Origin of the sequence: Neisseria sp. HMSC064D07, assembly GCF_001837185.1 — a bacterium.
GTDB classification, from domain to species: Bacteria; Pseudomonadota; Gammaproteobacteria; order Burkholderiales; family Neisseriaceae; genus Neisseria; species Neisseria flavescens_C.
Map to the genome: position 1 here is coordinate 1 of NZ_KV831662.1, position 19,898 is coordinate 19,898.

Here is a 19,898-nt window from a genome sequence, read left to right on the forward strand (position 1 = left end):
GAAGCGGTCGATGTGTTTGGCAATCATGGCTTGTACGGTTTGCTGGAAGAAGGTGCTCATGAGAAATCCCCTAAATGTCTTGGTGGGAATTTAGGGGATTTTGGGGAATTTTGCAAAGGTCTCGGCCTTAAAGAGGGTAGGTATAAAAAAAGGGGGGTGGCTTTCGGCCACACCCAAACACACACACATCAAGAGGAAAGAAAAATCATTTAATAAGAGAGCTGGCTCTTATAGAGGAAAACTGGAGGATTCGGGCTTGGCCCTGAAGCATCGAAAGGCATTATAAATGAAAATAGGGTCAGGGTATTGATACAGGTCAATTCGGGTTTGATTTAGAAAATATATTTTTAGAATAGTGGAAATAAATTAAAAATAAGGTTTGATTGTGAATAAAAGTCATTAGGCCGTCTGAAAGAATTGGTTTCAGACGGCCTGATTGGTTTGAAGGCTACTACTTATATATAAATAAAGTATTAAGCCAAACCTTTATCTTTGGCTTCTTGTAGGCGGGTCTCAAAGTTGCTGAGGTTGACGCCAGCCTGTTCGGCTGCGGCAACTACTTCGGCTACGGATGCGCCGTGTTGCACTTGATGATAACCCCAAAGCAGGGAGCAACGTGTGCCGGTACGGCAGAAGGCAAGAATGGGAGCCGGAGATTGTTGCAACAGATTTTGGAAGGCTGCGACATCGGCTGCGTTGATTTGAGGCGCGACAACGGGCTGGTGGGAAAATTGGTTGATGCCGGCCTCTCTAAACCAGTTTTGTACTTCGGCAAAAGCCGGTTGGTTTTCTTCTTCGCCGTCTGGGCGGTTGCAGATAACGGTTTGGATGCCGAGACGTACGGCCTCTTGGACATCGGCTTCGGTTAGTTGGGGGGCAATATAGAGGGAGTCAGTCAGTTTACGGATGGGCATAGTTTTTCCTTTCTTTATATTGAGCGGATATGTAGATTTCAGACGGCCTAGGAAGTGGCAGGCCGTTTGAAGTTTTATTTAATGATTGTACAACCAGTTTTCGAGTTTTTGGCGATCGGTAATGTGCAGCAGGGCGGTATTGGCTTCTGCTGCTTGAACTGTGATGCTGGTTTCGCGCAATAGGCCTTGGCGGAAGAAATGGATGGTGGTGCGCGTGCCGATAGGCAGTTTGTTCCACTGCGCTGCAAGGTCGTTGCAGGCATAGCCGCCTAAGGCGATGATTTTGTCTTGCGGGCAGAGTCCGGCATTTTCTGCGCTGCTGCCATTAAATACATGAGTCAGGACAGCATGGTCGCTACTTTGTTTGAAACGTGCGCCCAAATCGTTGGCGGGGGCAACCGATTGTGGTTCGCTGGCAAATGCTCCGCCGTGCTGGCGTGGTAGGGGAATAAAGTCGAGTTTGACACCTACGCTTTGCAGGCATTCTGCGAGCGGAAGATCATCGGTGCTGTATAAGGCCGTCTGAAAGAAGGCCTCCAAATCCAAGCCTGTGATTTCTTGGCAACGGAATTGCCAGTGTTTTTCGGGTATGCCTTGATAGGTGTCGCACCAGTCGCGATAGTGTTGCTGCATTACGCTGTCGAGGGTGTATTTGCCTTGGCTTTTTTCGCGGATGATGAGGTCGAGGCAAAGTGCGGCCAGTGCGCCTTTTTGATAGTAGCTGACGATGGCGTTGGGGCTGTTTTCGTCTTGTTTGTAGAATTTGTCCCATGCGCTGAAACTGGATTGGGCAAGTGTTTGTTTCAGACGGCCTTGTGTCTGCTGTACGCGAGTGATGCTTTGTGCAAGCAGGGTAAGGTAGGCTTCGGGGCTGATGGTTTTGCTTCTGGCAAGAAAGAGGTCGTCGTAGTAGGAGGTAATGCCTTCAAATGCCCAAAGTTGCTCGGTATAGTTTTCTTGGTCGAGGTTGTAAGGTGCGAATACGGCCGGTTTGATGGATTTAACGTTCCATGCGTGGAAGTATTCATGGGAGAAGAGGCCGAGTAGTTCGGTATAGGCTTTGTCGGCTTCACCCATATCGTAAGATGGCAGACTGTGGCGGTCGGCGAGTAGGGCGGTGCTGCTGATGTGTTCCAGTCCGCCATAAAGGTTGTCGCCCAGATGTAATAGGAAAAGGTATTCGGTAAACGGGGCAGGGGAAGGGAACATCGCCAACTCGGTTTCGCAGATTTTTTGAATATCGGCGAGGAAGCGGGTGAGGTCGAAATCGGGGTAGATACCGCTTAATGCAATACGGTGGGGAATACCTTGTGCTTCAAAGTCGAGGAATTCGATGATGCCTGTTTCAACAGGGTGATCAATAAGCTCGGCATATGAGGCCGTCTGAAAAGTGGTCGCCGAAATTTGTGGCAGGGTTGTGGCTATCTGCCATGTGTGTGGCAGGATAGGAAATTCGACTTGGTGCGGTTGTTCCTCTTGTCCGTGTACTTTTAAGAATAGGCATGCGCCGTCGAAAAAGCCGCGCTCGGTGCTGAGGAACGAGCCGCGAACTGATAAGTCGAATGCGTAAACAGTGTAGTAAATTTCCCACGCTCCACTGAGAGCAGGGGTTTGCCAATGGTTTTTGCTGGTTTGTGTCAGCGGCTGGGCTTTGCCGTTGCAGTGCGCGTTGATGTGTGTGATGTGGCGGGCAAAGTCACGGATGAGGTAGCTGCCGGGAACCCAGTTTGGTAGGCTGATTTCTGTTTCAGAATCATCAGTTTGAGTGAATGATAAGGTGATGTGCCATTCATGGGACAGAAAGTTGGGAGTAATTTTGTAATTAATCATGGCTATTGGTTAATTTGCTAAAGTTTATTAAGAATAAGGGGGTTTAAAGGGTAGGCTTAATCTATATCAATAAAACTGTATGAAAAAGGGGGCTTGAAAAAATACCATGTCCGATTTAATGCGTATGTTTTAATAATTTATTGATTATAAAAGAAATGAATTTATGTCTTGCTAAATATTTTATGCAATGTGGAATGTAATTTTGCTTGGCATGTTGTGGTGTCTATGTTAAATTTAGAAAAATTTGAGCCTTGGCCGTATTGCGCTTTTCATAAACGTAATGGTTGAGGTGAGATAAAAATTTTTTATACCCATAATTTATGGAGACTTCCATGGACACACAAACTTATAACTACAAAGTGGTGCGCCAGTTCGCCATCATGACTGTAGTTTGGGGTATTGTGGGCATGTTGGTCGGCGTTATCGTCGCTGCCCAGCTTTTTGCTCCTGCCCTCGATTTATCCAATATCGGACCTTGGTTCCACTTCGGCCGCCTGCGTCCTCTGCACACCAATGCGGTTATTTTTGCATTCGGTGGTTGCGGTTTGATCGGTACATCATACTACGTTGTTCAACGTACATGTAATACCCGTCTGTTTGGCGGTTGGCTGCCTGCATTTACCTTCTGGGGTTGGCAGGCTGTTATCGTGGCTGCGGCCATCAGCTTGCCTATGGGTTACACCCAAGGTAAAGAATACGCCGAGTTGGAATGGCCTATCGATATTTTGATTACGCTGGTGTGGGTTGCCTACGCTATCGTATTCTTCGGTACGATTGCTAAACGTAAAATCAAACATATTTACGTTGCCAACTGGTTCTACGGCGGCTTTATCTTGGCCGTTGCGCTGTTGCACATCGTCAACAATATCAGCATCCCTGCCGGTTTGATGAAATCTTATCCGGTTTACGCAGGTGCGATTGATGCGATGGTTCAATGGTGGTACGGCCACAATGCGGTGGGCTTTTTCCTGACAGCCGGCTTCTTGGGTATGATGTACTATTTCGTACCTAAACAAGCAGGCCGTCCGATTTACTCTTACCGCTTGTCCGTTGTCCACTTCTGGGCTTTGATTTTCACTTATATGTGGGCTGGTTCTCACCACTTGCACTACACTGCATTGCCTGACTGGACTCAATCTTTGGGTATGGTATTGTCTTTGATCCTGTTTGCGCCTTCTTGGGGTGGTATGATCAACGGTATCATGACTCTGTCCGGCGCATGGGACAAACTGCGTACCGACCCGATTTTGAAATTCTTGATCGTTTCTCTGTCTTTCTACGGTATGTCTACCTTCGAAGGCCCGATGATGTCTATCAAAACCGTTAACGCTCTGAGCCACTACACCGACTGGACTGTTGCACACGTTCACGCCGGCGCATTGGGCTGGGTGGGCTTTGTAACCATCGGTTCCGTTTACTATATGATTCCCCGCTTGTTCGGCAAAAATGAAATGTACAGCACCAAATTGGTTGAGGCGCATTTCTGGATCGCGACCATCGGCGTGGTTCTGTATATCGCTGCAATGTGGATTGCCGGCGTAATGCAAGGTCTGATGTGGGGTTCTTTGAATGACGACGGCACGCTGACTTATTCCTTCGTTGAATCCGTAAAACGTACCATGCCTTACTACATGATTCGTTTCACCGGCGGTCTTCTGTACCTGAGCGGTATGTGCATCATGGCATATAACGTTTACCGTACTGCTATCAGTGGTAAAGCAGTTGATGCTGAGATTCCTGCGGTTTCTCAAACTCAACACCACTAATGACAAGAAAGATAGGCTACCAAAATGAAATTACAACAATTAGCTGAAGAAAAAGTCGGTGTACTGATTGTATTCACCCTGCTTGTAGTCAGCGTCGGCCTTCTGATTGAGGCTGTTCCGCTGTTCTTCACCAAGGCAGTTACCGAACCTGCACCTGGCGTGAAACCATATAACGCCCTGCAAGTGGCCGGTCGCGATATTTATGTACGCGAAGGCTGCTACAACTGCCACTCTCAAATGATTCGTCCATTCCGTGCAGAAACTGAACGTTACGGTCATTACTCTGTTGCCGGTGAGTCTGTTTATGACCATCCGTTCCAATGGGGTTCTAAACGTACCGGTCCGGATTTGGCTCGTGTTGGCGGCCGTTATTCCGATGAATGGCACCGCATCCACCTGCTGAACCCGCGCGACGTTGTGCCGGAGTCCAATATGCCTGCATTCCCATGGCTCGCACGCAATAAAGTCGATGCCGAGGCAACTGTGGCGCATATGAAAGCCCTGCGTAAAGTGGGTACACCTTACAGCGATGAAGAAATTGCCAAAGCACCTGAAATGCTGGCTAACAAATCAGAGCTGGACGCTGTTATTGCCTATCTGCAAGGCTTGGGCTTGGCATTGAAAAACGTAAGGTAACATCATGGACGCTAACTGGGCTCGCTCGCTCTTTACTGTTTGGGTATTTATCAGCTTTATTTTAGTTCTCTATATTGTGTTCAATAGACGCAATAAGAAAAACTATGACGATGCTGCCAGCAGTATTTTCGATAATGACGAACAAAGGCCGTCTGAAAAGGACGATCAAGCTCAGTCAGTCCGTGATCACGGAGCAAAATAATGAACACAACATCCCAATTTACCAGTAGTTTCTGGAGTATATATATTGCCGTTATCGTCGTGCTCAGCTTCATCGGCCTGGCTTGGCTTCTGCTTTCGCAAAACGTTGTGAAACGCCCTAAAAAAGGCGAAGAAGTAAAAACCACAGGTCATGAGTGGGACGGCATTTCGGAGTACAACAATCCTCTGCCACGTTGGTGGTTTTGGCTTTATGTCTGCACATGGCTGTTTGGCGTCGGCTACCTGATTATGTATCCAGGTATCGGCGATTACAAAGGCCTGTGGGGCTGGAGCAGCCATGGTCAATATGAAGAAGAAGTTGCCAAAGCCAATCAGCAATACGGTAAAGTGTATGCTAAATTTTCCAATATGCCGATTGAGAAAGTGGCTAAAGACCCTGAAGCCCGTGCTATTGCACAAAACCTTTTCAATACCTACTGTATCCAATGTCACGGCTCAGATGCCAAAGGCTCCAAAGGCTTCCCGAATTTGACCGACGACGATTGGTTGTGGGGTGGTGAACCTGAAAAAATTCAGGAAACCATTGAAAAAGGCCGTACTGCCTCTATGCCGGCATGGGGTCCTGCTTTGGGTGAAGAAGGCGTGAAAAACGTAACACAGTATGTTATGTCTCTTTCTAAACCTAAGGGTCAATATGACGAAGAACGTGCAGAGCGTGGTAAAGCCCTGTTTAGCGGCCCACCTGCCAACTGTTTCACTTGTCACGGCGACAAAGGTCAAGGTATCCAAGGCCTTGGCCCGAATCTGACCGACGATGTATGGTTGTGGGGCGGTACTCAAAAAGCGATTACCGAAACCATTACCAACGGCCGCAGCAGCCAAATGCCTGCTTGGGGTCACTTCCTCGACAAAGACAAGCTGCACATCATGACCGCTTATGTTTGGGGTTTGTCCAACAAAGACGGTAAAAAAGCTCCTGCTAAAAAAGCCGAGCCTGCTCCGGTAGCTCAACCTGCCGATGCTTCTGCTCCGGCGGCTGCTTCTGCTCCTGCTGCCGATAAAGCTGCTTCAGATACTAAAGCTGCTCCGGCTGCTGAAGCCAAACCTGCTGAAAAAGCAGAAGCGGCTCCGGTTAAGGTAGACGGCAAAGCTGTTTTTGAAGCCAACTGTAAAACATGTCATGGCGGTATGATTCCGGGCGCACCTGTTGTCGGTAAAAAAGACGACTGGGCTCCTCGAATTAAGCAAGGTAAAGATACTTTGCACAAACACGCGCTTGAAGGTTTTAATTCAATGCCTGCCAAAGGCGGCAACAGCAGCTTGAGTGACGATGAAGTGAAAGCGGCTGTAGACTTTATGGCAAATGAGTCCGGTGCAAAATTCTAATTTTGAGTCGGATTGAAAAAAAAAGCGTACCTAACAAGGTACGCTTTTTTATATTTGATAAAACCAATAAGAGAAGACATATCAAAGAGGTGAAATATATAAGGCCGTCTGAAACATTCAGACGGCCTTTGTTCTTGGTTCAACCAAAATTAATCAATCCAAAGTGGACGTACTGCGTTTCAGGAACCATTCGCTGAAAGGCCACTCGACACTGTCGAGTAAGTTTTTGGTAATTAATTCCAATTCCGTATCGCCTTCAATTTGCAATTTACGGTTGAAAAATAAGGTATCGGGGTCTTCCTCGCGCATCATCATGCGCATGAAGTCTATACCGTTGGCGGCCAGCCTCAGATCGGGGGCCCCGCTGAAGTTGTCATCCAGGAATTTTTCCGTATTGGCACTAAACCGCACTTTAATGCCGGCATCCAAAACTTCGATTTCGAATTTTCTTCCGGCAAAAAGTTCCATATCGGCAGGCAGTAAACCTTTTTTCAGCATGGTATTCAATACGGAGACCAAAACAAAGCGTGGAGGTTTGCCGGGAAGTTTGGTACCGATTTTTGCCATCCATTTGGGTAATATGATTTCAGGCAGCGCCATAATATGCCTCCTTCACGGTTTCAATACCGGGCTGACCGCGCCAATAGCCGTCAACCAGTGTTCCGGTAGTCAGTCGTTCCAACTCGGGGCGGATATCTTCCCATGTGGCTTTTCCGTCCAATACATCGCGGTGAATTTGGATAATTTCAGCCATGCTGTGCATTTGTGGCGACAGTCTGAGCATATTCACGCCGATTTTATTCAAGTCTTCATGGTGGGGCAGTAGGTTTTGGCAGCCGTAAGACATGGTTTGGATGCCGTTGATGGTGAGAAACGGCTGGCCTTCTCGCGTATTCATAGCCATACCGTGCTCATGATCGAGGCAGCGGAACTCGCAACTGTCTTTATTCAGATTGTAATGGCGGGCGGTAAAGCAACGTGATGAATAGGCGAGCGGCATTTTACCCCAAGCGAAGAGTTCGGTTTCAATGCCGTCTGAAGCCTTAATAATTTCGGCAACCTTATCGCGGCTCAGCTCGGACGGTGCAATCCAGCGGAATGCCCCTAATTTTCGGAATACGTCCAAAGTGGTTTCGTTGTAGATATTTAGGCTTGCACCGGCAACAAAAGGAATGCCATGTTCGCGTGCCAATTTAACCGCCCCCATGTCGTTGGCTTCAACTTTAAACTTTCCCTGCTCCGTGATTTTGCGCAGGCGTTTCAGATCGGATTCGCTTTCGAGCAGGACTTGTGAAGAAAGAATAATCTCCTTACCGCTTTCCGCCAAGTCTTCAGCCAGTCCGAACCAGTCGGCAAAGCGCATTTTCTGACGGCGTGAGCAGACTACCTCACCTAAATAAACAGTGTCCAACGGCGTATCCAGCATGGAAACGTAAAATTCCAGTAGGGCTTCTTTTTGCCAGAAAAATAAAATAGGGCCCAGCGACAATTTCAATGAATTCATTTTCTTCCCCTTATTTCCATGGGCGGTTGTATGCGCCCAAAGTTGTCTGATGACCTTCCGAAACTTTGCTCAAGGCATTGTTCCAGGACGGATTGACTTTGAAATGCGACGGGTCGGCTGCGGCTGCATTCAGTGCTTGGCGCAGGGATTTGGTTACTTGCGCCGTATACATCGGACTGCGTTGGCGTCCCTCGATTTTGATGGCGGACACACCGATTTTGATGAGTTCGGGCAACATTTCCAAAACATTCAGGCTGGTCGGTTCTTCCAAAGCATAGTAGGTTTCATCATTGACTTCAAAGCGGCCTTTGCACAAGGTTGGATAACCTGCCGGTTCATTGGGTTTGTATTGGTCTATCAATACCTGGTTTAGACGTACGTTCATGCGGTCGGGCAGTTGTTCCCAGCGGACGGATTTTGCCGGAGAGCAGACACCTTGCATATTGGGCGATTCGCCTGTTGCATAGCTCGACAAGATGCAACGGCCTTCCACCATCACACACAAACTGCCGAAGCCAAAGACTTCAATTTCCACATCAGTATTGTCAATTACATGTTTGACCTGATCGATGGTCAGCACGCGCGGCAAAACGGCACGACGGATGCCGAACAGCTCTTTCATCATATTGATGGCTTCGTAATTGGTGGCCGAACCTTGTACTGACATATGCAGGCGTAAATTCGGATGTTTGTCTGCCGCATACGCCATGATGGCGGGGTCGGCAACAATAATCGCATCGGCACCCAAATCCGCCGCCGTATCCACAGCAGCATGCCAACGCTCCACTTGGCCGGCTTGTGCGAATGTATTGATGGCCATCAGTACATTGCGCCCGCGCGCATGGGCGTAAGCTACGCCTTCCCGCGCAGATTTCATGTCGAAATTCAGTCCCGGAAAGTTTCGTGCATTGGTCGCATCTTTCAAACCCATATAAACCGTGTCCGCACCGTTGTCCACAGCGGTTTTCAGTGCAGGCAGGTTGCCGGCGGGGCAGACCAATTCTGGAGTTTTCTGCATTTTGTGTTCCTCGTCTTGATGATAACCTCTATCGGGTTAATCAATATTTTGTAGAATTCCGGATATTTTATGGATTAATGACACAAGATATGCTGACTTAAATCAAATCGAGAAATTCATGTTGACGTAGGCATGTTGTTTACAAAATCTTAACAGACGTTGTTTTTTATATATTTCATGTGCTTAAAAATTTTGATGACGGATTTTGTTTCAAAATCGGCTTATGTTTTTAACTATCGCATTTATTAATTTTTACAATAATGGCGATAGAAAAATGAAAAAAGGCCGTCTGAAAATCTGGTTTCAGACGGCTTTTCGCTTTAAAGGGGTAGATTTAAGAGAAACCCAAGCGTTTATCGGGTCGGGTAAACACAAAAATAAACAGAGAAGTTAACGCGCCCAAAGTATCGGCAAGCATGTCTTTTTGCGCGTCCCAAATATCGCCTTGAGAACCCAAGAATTCCAGTCCGGCTTCTCCGCCGTCAATGACGGCATATTGCCATTCGATGATTTCATAGGCGGCAGCCACACTCATGATGAAGAACAGCCCGAAAAACAAAGCCAGCGGCAGATTACACAGCCTGCGGCGCAGCAGCCATTCGGCCATCGGGTAGGCATAAAAGCCGATGATGTAGTGGGCAATACGGTCGTAATGATTGCGGTTTTCGCCCAAAATTGGTTCAAAAAAGCGGTTGATGGATTCAAACGGTACATCTGCAAAAGTATAGTATGCACCGATTGAATGCATGATCAGCCAGAAACTCATGAATAAGTAGGCCAGGTTGCTGAAGCGGAAAATGCGGTAGGTGGCAACCAGAAGGAAGAATACGGATGCTACGGGGATGATTTCGGCGTACCAGACCGCGCGGTCATGAGGATTAATGCCTGACCAAACAATGAGGGCGAAGATAATCGTAGCAAGAAAAATGGGAAAGATTGGAGAAGGTTTATTCATGTTGTGTGTGTAATAACAATGGTTGCGTATTGTATAACGAATTGGCAGGGCTGGCAGTTTCATACATTCAAGGCCGTCTGAAAACATCTTTCAGACGGCCTGAAGTTTAGCCGTTCCAGAAATAACGGGTGATGTGGAAAAACACCGGTGCAGCAAAGCAAATCGAATCCACGCGGTCAAGCATGCCGCCGTGGCCGCGTATCATATTGCCCCAGTCTTTGACACCATAATCGCGTTTGATGGCAGACATAACCAGGCCGCCAAAGAAGCCCATCAGGCAGACGATAAAGCCAATAACGGCCGCTTGGCCGTGGGAGAACGGCGTAATCGGCGCCATCAACGCGGCAATGGCAGTGGCCGACAAAATACCGCCGACAGTGCCGGAAATGGTTTTTGACGGCGAAAGCGAAGGCATGATTTTTGCACCGCCAATCAGTTTGCCCCAAACGTATTGCAACACATCCGATACTTGAACCACGCCAATCAGGAAGATCAGTAATAGGATATTGTTGCCGTTGTCGAAGCCGTCCAAGTCCAGAAACATCAGCGCCGGAACATGGGACAGACAGAAGATGCAAATCATCGCCATCCATTGTGTTTTGGCGGCGCGTTCCAAAAAATGCGCGGTTTGGCCGCTGAGGCTGGCAATAATCGGCAGTATCAAAAAGCCGTAAACCGGAATAAAAATGCTGAACATGCCATACCAGCCGTCATAGACGAAATAGTATTGCACCGGCAGCAACAGGTAAAAGCAGACCACCATGCTGTAATAGTCGCTGCGGCGGCGATAGACGAGGGTCATAAACTCGCGCAGTGCGGTAAATGAAATCAGGAAAAACAGTACAACCGTCCCGATTTTTCCGAACCAAAACGCGCCCAGCAACACCAGCGTCATCAGCCACCATGCGTAAATGCGGGCGTTGAGGTTGGCGATGGTGGCATTATCTGCGCCGTTTTTACGCTTGAGCCATTGTCCGATGATGCTGGCAAAACACAATACGGCAAATACGCCGACAAAAATATAGCTGGCTTGCGGAGTCAGATGAGCGGCGGCTTGTTCGACAATGATTTGTTGGGAAGTCGTAGAAAGGCTCATGCTTGTCCTCCTTTGTTTTGCTGAACTTCAGATTCATTTTGGCGAAGCTCGCTGCGGTCGTTTTCAGACGGCCTGAGTGCCAGCAGCGCTTCACGGCTACGTGTCAAAAAGCTGTCTTTGTCTTCGTTTTCCTGCAAAGTAAGCGGCTGTCCGATATGGACTTCACACAAAAGCGGGATAGGCAGGATTTTGCCTTTGGGCAGTACGCGGCTGATGTTGTCTATCCAAATCGGCACAAATTCGGTATTGGGTTTGCTTTTCGCCAGATGATAAATTCCGGACTTGAATGGCAGCAGGATGGTGTTGTCGTCAGTGTTGCGCGTGCCTTCAGGGAAAATAATCAAGGAATCGCCTGCGTTCAGCGCATCTTTCATCTGTTCGGTAATCGCTTGCGGATTATCGCTATGACGCGGAATCAGCAAGGCGTTGAAAACATTTTGAATGATGAAGCGTTTGAGTTTGCTCGTCAGCCAGTAATCCGAACCGGCGACAGGGCGCGTGGACAAGCGCCAGCGGCGGGGCAGGGAAATCCACACCAGCACAAAATCGCCATGGCTGCCGTGATTGGCGTAATAGACCTTTTGGTGCTGATTGAATGTCAGCTCGCGCGGGCTTTTGGGGCGTACGCCCGTAAGAAAAGAGACCGACAGACATAAGGCTTGGTCGGTCAGCCAGGCAAGTTGTTTTTTGAGGAAGTTTTTCATTGTTTCTGCCTTTTGAAGTGAGATACCGCTCTAGATCTGGTTTGGGTAAATTAGCAAAAATAATCAAATGCTTTGGATAAGCAAAATTAAAAATTGTGCGACGGTCAGGTATAAGCTTTTGCGCCATAAGGAAAGTGCGCCGTTTATCCGTTGGGTCAAAGTACGGCTGCCTGAAATTTGACGCAAACTGTTTTGCTGTAAGGCGTGGTCGAAGTCTTCAGGAGAGTAGCGGTTGTCGGCAAAGTCTTGGAACACGCGACGGTCGAAGTGAATGCGGATATGGCAGTACAGCAAAACTGCTGCCAAGACAAGTTGCACCGCAAACCATGCGCCGCCATATTTTGCCGAAAAGGCGAGCAGCAAGGCATTGCAGGCGGCAACATAATGTGCGGTAGAGAGCAGGTGGGCAGTAATACGGCTGTCGGTTGCGTTGTCCATCATTATCCTTGTTTTAAACGGTTGGCCGCAGCTTCAACTGCTTGGGCGGTGGCCGGCGATAATACCATTTGCGGCCGAGCCTGTTTGAGTTCGGCCTTCGCTTGCGCCAAGTTTTTGCAGCCACCATAGACCAGCAGCCACGTCAGCACCACTGCGGCACTTCTTCCATAACCCAAAGCGCAACATACCAGCACTTTGCCGTGTTTTTGGTGTAAGGTTTCCAATATCAAGGCCGTCTGAACCAAATCGTTTTCAGACGGCGTTACCATATCCAGTAAAGGCAGAGCGCGATATGCTCCCTGATAGCTACGGCAGGGATATTCGGCGCATACATCCAATACGGCAGGCAGATGGTTTGAAATACCCAAAACGCTGCCAATCCATACATCATTGCGGACTTGTGCCGTTTTCGCCTTACCGCGTAACCAATACGCCATGTTTAGCCGTACGCCCACCAGATAAGGCAATAGTAAAACCGTCGCTGCCGCCGATAATTTACCGTTAGCCTGTTTTTGGAATATGTTTGCATTCCCAGTCAAATAGGCAAAGGCCACCATCAGCAAAGACACGCTAATCCATATAAACCACAGCCACACGCCACCCAGCAGCGCAGGTAACGCCGTCAAACACGCGCCAAGCAAATACAGCAGCGCAATCTTTCTTGAGCGTACATCATTTGAGCTCAGTCTTAACGGCGAAGTCATCTGACGCGGAAAAGCCCACAACACCAGCCAGCCGAGCAATGCACCGGTCGGCACGTCAATAAAATGATGTTGATAAGTCGTCAGTACCGACAAGGCAATCAGGCTTTGCCATAAGAAAAGCGGCAGGCGGATTTTGGGAAAGCGTGTCCAATAAAATGCACCCACGATAATCGCCAATGCAATATGCAAAGATGGCGCTTGGTTGTACGGCAAATCAAACGCAGCCAATGAATCAAACAGCCAGCCTGACAGCCCATCAGCAGGCGGTTTAGGCCACCCGAAACGCAGCGGAAACAGCACAAAGCAAGCAGTCGCAATCAGTTGAGCGGCTACAAGGTGCGCTACATATCGGTTTTGTTCTTGTGTATCACGGCAAAGAAAAAATGCCGCGGCATACATCAGGTTTAGCGACCAATAAGGCACAATCGTCCATGCCCAAAACGGGATATTGCTCTCCCATGCAAAAGCAATTTCAGGCACATAGTCCAGCGACGCTGCGTAATGATTGGACAAGCCGTAGCTGGTGTAGAACAGGATACCGACTAAAATCAGCTTGAGTAGGGAGGTTTTGAGGGTGGGTTTCATGGACTTATTTTGGACATCTCAATTCATCGCCGTATTGATCGGAGCGAAGGCAGGATAAAGCGTTTTCTTTTGGATGGTAGCGGAATTCCTGCCACGGACCATCTGTTGAAACGGCTCTCCAGTGATGCTGTGAAGATTGGTATTCAGTCAACGTCCCATTTGCATCTTTGGCACAAAAATTCTTCGCCATGCCGACGGCCAACATACCGCGTTGTTTATTGGTTGGTATTGTGAATAAGGGGATAAGCTTAGATACATCGGCATTTCGGGCAAATTTCATTTTGACGTAGCCGTATCCTTCATTAGATTCAATGATCAAAGCTGATAAGGGCTGCCCAAAAGCAACAGAATTTTTCAATTCAATAGTGAATGCCTCACCATCTGACGCTGTCTGCTTGCTGTGGCTTCGGGCAACGGATGCGCGGTATTTGGCAGGCAGTTTGCCGATGTCGGACTTTCCATAAGGCAAGGCTTCAGAATCAAACGTACAACCCTTCTTCATAGATTGCAGCAAAAGTGTCCAGTCAACCGCATCGGCATAGCAGACGGATGAAAAGGTAGAAACAAGTAGTAATGCAAGTAGTTTTTTCATTATGAAGTTTCAATTTATTAAAATTTATACAAGCGTAATCACTTTTCCCGAGAATTTCTTTGAATGGCTAGGAGTCATACTAGATGAAATTCTTATCTACTACTGGTACTCCTGCAGACTATGTTGTTTATCATAATGTGACAATGGTAAAAAACTGAATATCGCTATAAATTTGAACGTCACGTAAATGTGGTAGGGTATTAGTGATATATGTAACTGTTTTATCTTTAAAAACTGCGGACCTATTCGTATTAGCTGTTAATTTTAGATGAACGGTTTAAGCTTTATTGAGGCCGTCTGAAAACAGACATAAAGTTTCAGACGACCTTTCGTTGTTTTATCGATTGCCAGACAAAACTAAAAATTTTTGCATATTTCAACCGCCATTTTGCACACGAAGAAATCCAAAAAAATTCTTCTGTGTGCGAAACAACGGTAATTGATAAACTGCTCTTTTTATTTCTTCACTGCCAAACTCACGGTGAAAATACCGTCTTCGTCTATCCATTGATGGATTTTTTCAAAACCGGCCTTTTCAACCAACTGATCCATTTCCTGCTGACTGCGGCGGCGCATTACCCAGTTTGGGCTGCCTGCTTTGTGGCTGGTCAGGGCGCGGGCAATCATTTCCAGTTGCGGATGCCAAGGCTGGCCGGTGTAAATCAGGTAGCCGCCAGTTTCAATGGCTTCGCCGAAGCCGTAGAGTGAGTTCAAAATCAAATCGTTGTCGGCAAACAATTCGTGCAGGCCGGAGACGATGCCCAACGTTGGACGCGGCTGCAAATCGTGATAATTGGCGCAGTCGTAAGCATTGACTTCATTGAAGGTTACCGTGTTTTGCAAGCCGCGCTCGGCAATCAGCTTGCGACCGGCTTCGACATTAATCGGGCTGTAATCGCGCAAGCGCACGGAATCAGGCAATGTGTCGGCAGTCAGGGCATCCAATACATAGCGGCCATGACCGGATGCAATATCCAAAACGTGTACAGGTTTCCCTGCTTCACGCAGTTTGGCTGAGGCCGTCTGAATGGCTTTGCCGATATTGACTTTGCGTTGGCGGATGCCGCGCCAGCCGATGGCATTGAGATAGTATTTGTCCACCCATACACCGAAAGCGTTACTGCCTTGCGGTTGATTGCGGTAGACGTAATCCAGCGTGCTGCCTGAATCAAAACCTGTTTCTTGACCGATTCTCAAGCCTTCACTCCAGCGCGCACCCAGTTTGAGCGAGGCACGATATATTGCCCAAAATGCGCTGCGAGGCGTACAAACAGGCAAAGGCGTAGCCAGTTCGTCAGCTTCACGACGGCTGTCTCCAAATAAGTGCGCTTGAGTCAGATCGACTTGTTGTAAAGGCTGATTGAAACGCTCGCGGATAAAACGGCGCATTTCTACAAACGCGATTTCACGGTCTTGCTCGCCTAAAGTATCGTGGTAGAAACCTGGCAGGATATGGCGCTCTTTAATATGGCTGCCCAAACGATTGTAGAAATCGTGTTGCGGTTTGTGATGAACGACCCAATCGCTGCCTGAAATCAACAGTTGTACAGGCGTAGTAATCGCTTGTGCATCGGCGACTACACGTTCGGCCGCCTCATATAAACCCAGCAGAATGCGCACAGAAATGGCGCGGGCAATAAGCGGGTCATTGTCGTAGCTTTTTTGACGTTCGACATTGTGGGTCAGATAGTGGGCTTTGACGTAGCTGTTGACAAAGAAATTGCCGCGCCATTTTTGCATGAGTTTCAAACCGGTACGGGCAAACGGAACATAGAGTTTGACTTTGAACGCAGGCGAAGCCAATACAGCGCAACGGATTTTCGGTGCGTAATCGTGCAACCAAGTAGAAACCAATACCGCGCCGACACTTTGCGCAATCACGCAAATGTTTTCAGGTTTGATGCCGTATTCGCTTTGGATGTGTCGGATAAAATCATCTACGTCTGAAACCGAAGTGCCAATACTCGGACTATCGCCGCGTTCACCGGGGCTGTAACCATGACCGCGCGCGTCCCAAGCAAAATAGGCAAAATCGTTGAAACCCAGTTCATCCGCCACAAACATCATTCGGCCGGAATGCTCATGTCCGCGATGGAACAGCACAATGGCTTTGTCGGAAGAACCATCGGCAGCAGGGCGATAGCGGTAGAAAAGCGAAGTACCGTCTTGGGTAGAAAAGTATTTTTGCTGTTCGGACATGAGAAACTCCTAATAGTCATATTTTTTGAACAGTATCATGACATATCGAATAAATGCAATGATTATCCGATGGACGGACGAATGCAATGATGGGGAGATATGTTAAGTGCCGATTATGGTCGATACGATGAGTCAGTCAGTGGTTCATTTAAGATTTTTAGCATTTTTTTCTCATGATCTTTTATCTCGCTTTCTGTCCAGTTTTCGTAACTCATCATAATAGCTTGTTTTAAGCTATCATAAGTATCCTTTTCTTTGTAATACTGCCGTTTCCAATCTGGAAGTTTATTACTGAAACTGGAATTTTTACTTTGAGATAACAAATATAGATTGCCAAAATTATCTAAGACATTTGTATCTAATTTATCTAGGCCAAAATCTTGAGAGGGATTTTGTGGGTAATGGTGCTCAACCGAGCTTCTAAAACTAAATCTAAAATTTTTCCAGATAGATTGTTTAGATTGGTTAATAGCTGAAAAGACCTCTACCTTGTCTTGATATTTCCATAATTGATAATCCAAGCGATTAAATACAAAATTTGGGACGTTTACTCCATCATTCCAAGACTTATGTACTGAAGGGGTGGTGTAATTATCATTTAAGATAATTTTCATAAAATCCCTGTTTCCATTGCAGTTGTTTTCAAAATAAAATTTATCACAAAGATTTTCAAGAAACTGAATATATGTCTCTTGAGTAATACTTTTCTTATTCTCGAATAACCAACGCAATGTAGCATATAGCCAGTTTTTATAGATTCGGGATGGATTAGAAACATGAAACATAGAAAGCAACATTATTGCGTTTTTAGTTCTATCATTAGTTTCTTCAGTATCATTGGAATCATTATTATCGTCATTGTCGTCACTGAAAACATTTTTATAGTAATAATTCTTTGATTCCTTTTTTTTGATTTCCCATAAAGACCAATGCTCATCTTCTGAACGTAGTGAATTTGATTTAATAATATATTTATCAAACAAATGCCGACAAGATAGCAATATATCTATAAAATTTACAATCTTTTCTTTGTCCCAGTCTTCATTGTCAAAAGCACGCAAAAGTTCTTTTTCATCCAGAGGAATCTCTTTAAAGGTAATTTTGTTAATGTCAGTAGGATCAGTAGGAAATTTTTCTAGATAAATTTTCAAGATATGCATTAAGAAGTTAGGGAAATCAATAACGGAATTAAAACGCCCATCTGTCTGCTCGTTTGTTTTTTCTTTGGAAGAGTGAATATCCCCATTATCGGCGGTTATCAATTGACGAATTGATTGTTCTTCATTTGCGGAGCCTTGAGTTTTTTCTGCATCAGCAATATTCTCAATAATGCCATTGAATTTTTTTGGAATAGTATTTTCGCAATTTTTGCCAAAAATATTTTCTCTAAGTGACGAATTAATTTCCATTACAACATATCGGCTCATGTCAGAACACGCATCCCAAATTTTGGCGAAAATAGAGCGTTCACTATCTGTGTCTAAAACCTTCATTAAAGTAGCCTTGATAATCTCATGTTTTTCTAATTGCTCTCCCCGCGTATTCATAATTTCAAAGTAATGATTGAGGTCGGTGTCTTCGGGTACTTCGGTTCTAATAATTTTAACGTTTTCTTGTAAGAACTCTGCCAAACCCATTCTTTCTTTTTCTGTTCTCTCAGTTTCCCAATATTTTTTTATTGATTTTAAAGCATTTTTAAAAACATCAGGTATGGAGTCAGAGTCAAGATGTCCTAAGGCATCGTCGGAGTCATTTCTATGCTCAAAGGATACATTTCTAACAAAGGTATCTGATTTTAAGTAGTGCATGATTTTTAAGTAGTGCATGATTAAAGTCAGTGTGGTCAATCGTTGTTGTCCATCTATGACTTCTAAATCTCCATTTTCTCTTTTATAAATGACTAAGCTGCCAATATAATAATTATTCTTATTATTCTTATTTTTCTCATATGCATTCCATAGGTCTTGAATAAGAAGGCTGATCTCATCATCTCCCCATGCGTAATTACGTTGATAAATAGGAATAATATATTTGTCTTTATTTAAATTTAATAATTCATTTATGGTTAATGTTTTTACGTAATCATTATTTGTTTTCATCTTTAATTTCCAAAATCTCTTTTATTTTAGGGTCTACATGTTTTGAAAAATTGACTTTTCCGGTTTGTTGAATAAAACGCATTATTTGTTCGGGAGTAATGGATCTTTCAATATAAGAAATTAATCCGGCTGGAGCACTAGCCTTTTTCTCAATGGTCGTGAAGGTAATGCGCTGATATTCTACCCGAGTACGGTAAGCCCATAGAAAAGCTTTGGTTATAAATTCTTCAAAATGGCTTTCTCCAAATTTATCAAAGTAGAACAATACGGTACATTCAAATAAATTTCTAATGTATTTATCACCAGTTCGATAGCTGTATTTATGATTGTTTAAAAAAGCCATTACTCCTTTTTCTAAATCAATTCCATTAATAGAATGAATTTTATCTAACAATCCATCCTTTTCTTTGAATAGTTTTTCATAGATGGCTGTATAATGTTCAATATAATCAAAGAAATATTTTCCATTGATTAACACTTGTGTGGCCTGAAATGCTGATATTGATCGATATAAAAATGGATTTTCATGTAATAATTTTTGTATGGTATGAGTAGCTAATATTCCGTGTAAATAAGGATAATCAACTTTTTCATGAACGCCTTTAAATGTATCTAATTCATCTGATGTAAATATTTCTGCATTCTCTTTGTAATGCCAGCGGCGAAGTCTAAATAAGATATAATTGATAATTTTATCTAAATTATTTATATCATTAGACATTGCAGATTTTTCCCAGCGTTCGACACATTGGTGAATGACCTTCTCGTCTTTATCCCTCATGTCTCTTAAATGATAGGCTTTTAAGAGGTCATAAGATTCTAAAGGTTTGCCTCTGGCATTTTGTGAATCAAAAAATTGAAAAGCCTCATCTAAGTCATTTAATTCAATACAAACCATTTCACACCTGTTAAGGAGGTAATCCTTAAATTCATTTGTGAAATTATAGTTTTTAAGAAAATTATAGTTCGTTGTAATATTATTTTTGCTGATGCTATGATTCGGTTTTTCCTTTAAAAGAGACACATCCTTCCCCAGTTTATGAAGCAATAACGAGAGTGTAATAAGCCGCTGTTGGCCATCTACTATTTCAGAACAGTCGTTATTTTTATTTAAAACAATTGTTCCGATGCGGTATATTTTTTTCCCCTCCCTAAAATTTTGGAGCAGGTCATCGATTAATTGTTGTACATTTTTGATTGTCCATTTGTATGGTCTTTGATAATTAGGGATACTCAAATTTAATTTAAATATGTCATCAATCTTGAGTATTTCTGCTTTTTCTATGCTCATATAGATACCCCTTAGTATG

19 protein-coding genes are annotated in these 19,898 nt (G+C 45.2%); 5 read left to right on the forward strand and 14 right to left on the reverse strand.

Annotated elements, in window-relative coordinates:
* On the forward strand, window positions 1–213 hold a 213-nt coding region (locus HMPREF2608_RS11440; RefSeq protein WP_070825938.1), incomplete at its 5' end, for a hypothetical protein.
* A gap of 260 nt (window positions 214–473) precedes the next feature.
* Here the strand turns inward: HMPREF2608_RS11440 and HMPREF2608_RS03070 are convergent.
* Together HMPREF2608_RS03070 and HMPREF2608_RS03075 are read right to left on the reverse strand one after the other, a co-directional pair.
* Window positions 474–914: a TIGR01244 family sulfur transferase gene (locus tag HMPREF2608_RS03070; RefSeq protein WP_070825939.1), complete on the reverse strand. Its 441-nt coding sequence runs from the start codon at window positions 912–914 to the stop codon at window positions 474–476.
* A 78-nt stretch (window positions 915–992) separates the two neighbouring features.
* Complete coding sequence (locus HMPREF2608_RS03075) at window positions 993–2,744, reverse strand: M61 family metallopeptidase (RefSeq protein ID WP_070825940.1); 1,752 nt, start codon at window positions 2,742–2,744, stop codon at window positions 993–995.
* Between the two features lie 332 nt (window positions 2,745–3,076).
* Between HMPREF2608_RS03075 and ccoN the strand changes: the two genes are divergently transcribed.
* Genes ccoN through ccoP form a run of 4 tightly spaced genes read left to right on the forward strand, consistent with a single transcriptional unit; the run spans window position 3,077 to window position 6,694 of the window.
* The gene (gene ccoN, locus HMPREF2608_RS03080) at window positions 3,077–4,510 is read left to right on the forward strand and encodes a cytochrome-c oxidase, cbb3-type subunit I (protein ID WP_003748780.1); all 1,434 of its coding nucleotides are present in this window, start codon (window positions 3,077–3,079) and stop codon (window positions 4,508–4,510) included.
* Window positions 4,511–4,534: 24 nt separating this feature from the next.
* Window positions 4,535–5,146 carry a cytochrome-c oxidase, cbb3-type subunit II gene (ccoO, locus tag HMPREF2608_RS03085; protein ID WP_003748778.1) on the forward strand — a complete coding sequence of 204 codons (612 nt, stop codon included), beginning with the start codon at window positions 4,535–4,537 and terminating at the stop codon, window positions 5,144–5,146.
* Window positions 5,147–5,150: 4 nt separating this feature from the next.
* The gene (locus tag HMPREF2608_RS03090; RefSeq protein WP_003748776.1) at window positions 5,151–5,348 is read left to right on the forward strand and encodes a cbb3-type cytochrome oxidase subunit 3; all 198 of its coding nucleotides are present in this window, start codon (window positions 5,151–5,153) and stop codon (window positions 5,346–5,348) included.
* Entirely contained in the window at window positions 5,348–6,694 is a 1,347-nt protein-coding gene (gene ccoP / locus HMPREF2608_RS03095; protein ID WP_084824547.1) for a cytochrome-c oxidase, cbb3-type subunit III, read from the forward strand. Before HMPREF2608_RS03090 ends, ccoP begins: the two co-directional genes overlap by 1 nt.
* A gap of 153 nt (window positions 6,695–6,847) precedes the next feature.
* Here ccoP and HMPREF2608_RS03100 read toward each other — a convergent pair whose 3' ends face one another.
* The 12 genes from HMPREF2608_RS03100 to HMPREF2608_RS03155 all read right to left on the reverse strand — a co-directional run bounded on the left by HMPREF2608_RS03100 (window position 6,848) and on the right by HMPREF2608_RS03155 (window position 19,879).
* On the reverse strand, window positions 6,848–7,294 hold the full coding sequence (locus tag HMPREF2608_RS03100) for a ubiquinone anaerobic biosynthesis accessory factor UbiT (protein ID WP_070825941.1): 447 nt from the start codon (window positions 7,292–7,294) through the stop codon (window positions 6,848–6,850).
* Complete coding sequence (locus HMPREF2608_RS03105) at window positions 7,281–8,198, reverse strand: U32 family peptidase (RefSeq protein ID WP_070825942.1); 918 nt, start codon at window positions 8,196–8,198, stop codon at window positions 7,281–7,283. Before HMPREF2608_RS03105 ends, HMPREF2608_RS03100 begins: the two co-directional genes overlap by 14 nt.
* Before the next feature lie 10 nt (window positions 8,199–8,208).
* Complete coding sequence (locus tag HMPREF2608_RS03110) at window positions 8,209–9,216, reverse strand: ubiquinone anaerobic biosynthesis protein UbiU (RefSeq protein ID WP_070825943.1); 1,008 nt, start codon at window positions 9,214–9,216, stop codon at window positions 8,209–8,211.
* 334 nt (window positions 9,217–9,550) lie between these two features.
* Window positions 9,551–10,171, reverse strand: a complete 621-nt coding sequence (locus HMPREF2608_RS03115; RefSeq protein ID WP_070825968.1) for a DUF2238 domain-containing protein — start codon at window positions 10,169–10,171, stop codon at window positions 9,551–9,553.
* A 106-nt stretch (window positions 10,172–10,277) separates the two neighbouring features.
* Window positions 10,278–11,267 (reverse strand): phosphatidate cytidylyltransferase, encoded by a 990-nt coding sequence (locus tag HMPREF2608_RS03120; RefSeq protein ID WP_070825944.1) that lies wholly within the window; start codon window positions 11,265–11,267, stop codon window positions 10,278–10,280.
* On the reverse strand, window positions 11,264–11,971 hold the full coding sequence (locus HMPREF2608_RS03125; protein ID WP_049329007.1) for a lysophospholipid acyltransferase family protein: 708 nt from the start codon (window positions 11,969–11,971) through the stop codon (window positions 11,264–11,266). The genes HMPREF2608_RS03120 and HMPREF2608_RS03125 overlap by 4 nt, the downstream gene beginning before the upstream one ends.
* A gap of 63 nt (window positions 11,972–12,034) precedes the next feature.
* Window positions 12,035–12,409 (reverse strand): hypothetical protein, encoded by a 375-nt coding sequence (locus HMPREF2608_RS03130; RefSeq protein WP_070825945.1) that lies wholly within the window; start codon window positions 12,407–12,409, stop codon window positions 12,035–12,037.
* A 2-nt stretch (window positions 12,410–12,411) separates the two neighbouring features.
* Complete coding sequence (locus HMPREF2608_RS03135) at window positions 12,412–13,698, reverse strand: phosphatase PAP2/dual specificity phosphatase family protein (RefSeq protein WP_070825946.1); 1,287 nt, start codon at window positions 13,696–13,698, stop codon at window positions 12,412–12,414.
* Between the two features lie 4 nt (window positions 13,699–13,702).
* The gene (locus tag HMPREF2608_RS03140; protein WP_070825947.1) at window positions 13,703–14,290 is read right to left on the reverse strand and encodes a hypothetical protein; all 588 of its coding nucleotides are present in this window, start codon (window positions 14,288–14,290) and stop codon (window positions 13,703–13,705) included.
* Between the two features lie 456 nt (window positions 14,291–14,746).
* A complete protein-coding gene (locus tag HMPREF2608_RS03145) occupies window positions 14,747–16,489 on the reverse strand; it encodes a bifunctional alpha/beta hydrolase/class I SAM-dependent methyltransferase (protein WP_070825948.1) in 1,743 nt (580 codons plus the stop codon).
* 113 nt (window positions 16,490–16,602) lie between these two features.
* Window positions 16,603–18,588: a DUF262 domain-containing protein gene (locus HMPREF2608_RS03150; RefSeq protein ID WP_070825949.1), complete on the reverse strand. Its 1,986-nt coding sequence runs from the start codon at window positions 18,586–18,588 to the stop codon at window positions 16,603–16,605.
* A complete protein-coding gene (locus HMPREF2608_RS03155; protein ID WP_070825950.1) occupies window positions 18,575–19,879 on the reverse strand; it encodes a DUF262 domain-containing protein in 1,305 nt (434 codons plus the stop codon). Before HMPREF2608_RS03155 ends, HMPREF2608_RS03150 begins: the two co-directional genes overlap by 14 nt.
* Between the last annotated feature and the right edge of the window lie 19 nt (window positions 19,880–19,898).

Excerpts from the sequence above, each read along its gene's own strand:
- HMPREF2608_RS03070 (WP_070825939.1), bottom strand. The coding sequence starts at position 914 with ATGCCCATCCGTAAACTGACTGACTCCCTCTATATTGCCCCCCAACTA.
- HMPREF2608_RS03075 (WP_070825940.1), bottom strand. The coding sequence starts at position 2,744 with ATGATTAATTACAAAATTACTCCCAACTTTCTGTCCCATGAATGGCAC.
- ccoN (WP_003748780.1), top strand. The coding sequence starts at position 3,077 with ATGGACACACAAACTTATAACTACAAAGTGGTGCGCCAGTTCGCCATC.
- ccoO (WP_003748778.1), top strand. The coding sequence starts at position 4,535 with ATGAAATTACAACAATTAGCTGAAGAAAAAGTCGGTGTACTGATTGTA.
- HMPREF2608_RS03090 (WP_003748776.1), top strand. The coding sequence starts at position 5,151 with ATGGACGCTAACTGGGCTCGCTCGCTCTTTACTGTTTGGGTATTTATC.
- ccoP (WP_084824547.1), top strand. The coding sequence starts at position 5,348 with ATGAACACAACATCCCAATTTACCAGTAGTTTCTGGAGTATATATATT.
- HMPREF2608_RS03100 (WP_070825941.1), bottom strand. The coding sequence starts at position 7,294 with ATGGCGCTGCCTGAAATCATATTACCCAAATGGATGGCAAAAATCGGT.
- HMPREF2608_RS03105 (WP_070825942.1), bottom strand. The coding sequence starts at position 8,198 with ATGAATTCATTGAAATTGTCGCTGGGCCCTATTTTATTTTTCTGGCAA.
- HMPREF2608_RS03110 (WP_070825943.1), bottom strand. The coding sequence starts at position 9,216 with ATGCAGAAAACTCCAGAATTGGTCTGCCCCGCCGGCAACCTGCCTGCA.
- HMPREF2608_RS03115 (WP_070825968.1), bottom strand. The coding sequence starts at position 10,171 with ATGAATAAACCTTCTCCAATCTTTCCCATTTTTCTTGCTACGATTATC.
- HMPREF2608_RS03120 (WP_070825944.1), bottom strand. The coding sequence starts at position 11,267 with ATGAGCCTTTCTACGACTTCCCAACAAATCATTGTCGAACAAGCCGCC.
- HMPREF2608_RS03125 (WP_049329007.1), bottom strand. The coding sequence starts at position 11,971 with ATGAAAAACTTCCTCAAAAAACAACTTGCCTGGCTGACCGACCAAGCC.
- HMPREF2608_RS03130 (WP_070825945.1), bottom strand. The coding sequence starts at position 12,409 with ATGGACAACGCAACCGACAGCCGTATTACTGCCCACCTGCTCTCTACC.
- HMPREF2608_RS03135 (WP_070825946.1), bottom strand. The coding sequence starts at position 13,698 with ATGAAACCCACCCTCAAAACCTCCCTACTCAAGCTGATTTTAGTCGGT.
- HMPREF2608_RS03140 (WP_070825947.1), bottom strand. The coding sequence starts at position 14,290 with ATGAAAAAACTACTTGCATTACTACTTGTTTCTACCTTTTCATCCGTC.
- HMPREF2608_RS03145 (WP_070825948.1), bottom strand. The coding sequence starts at position 16,489 with ATGTCCGAACAGCAAAAATACTTTTCTACCCAAGACGGTACTTCGCTT.
- HMPREF2608_RS03150 (WP_070825949.1), bottom strand. The coding sequence starts at position 18,588 with ATGAAAACAAATAATGATTACGTAAAAACATTAACCATAAATGAATTA.
- HMPREF2608_RS03155 (WP_070825950.1), bottom strand. The coding sequence starts at position 19,879 with ATGAGCATAGAAAAAGCAGAAATACTCAAGATTGATGACATATTTAAA.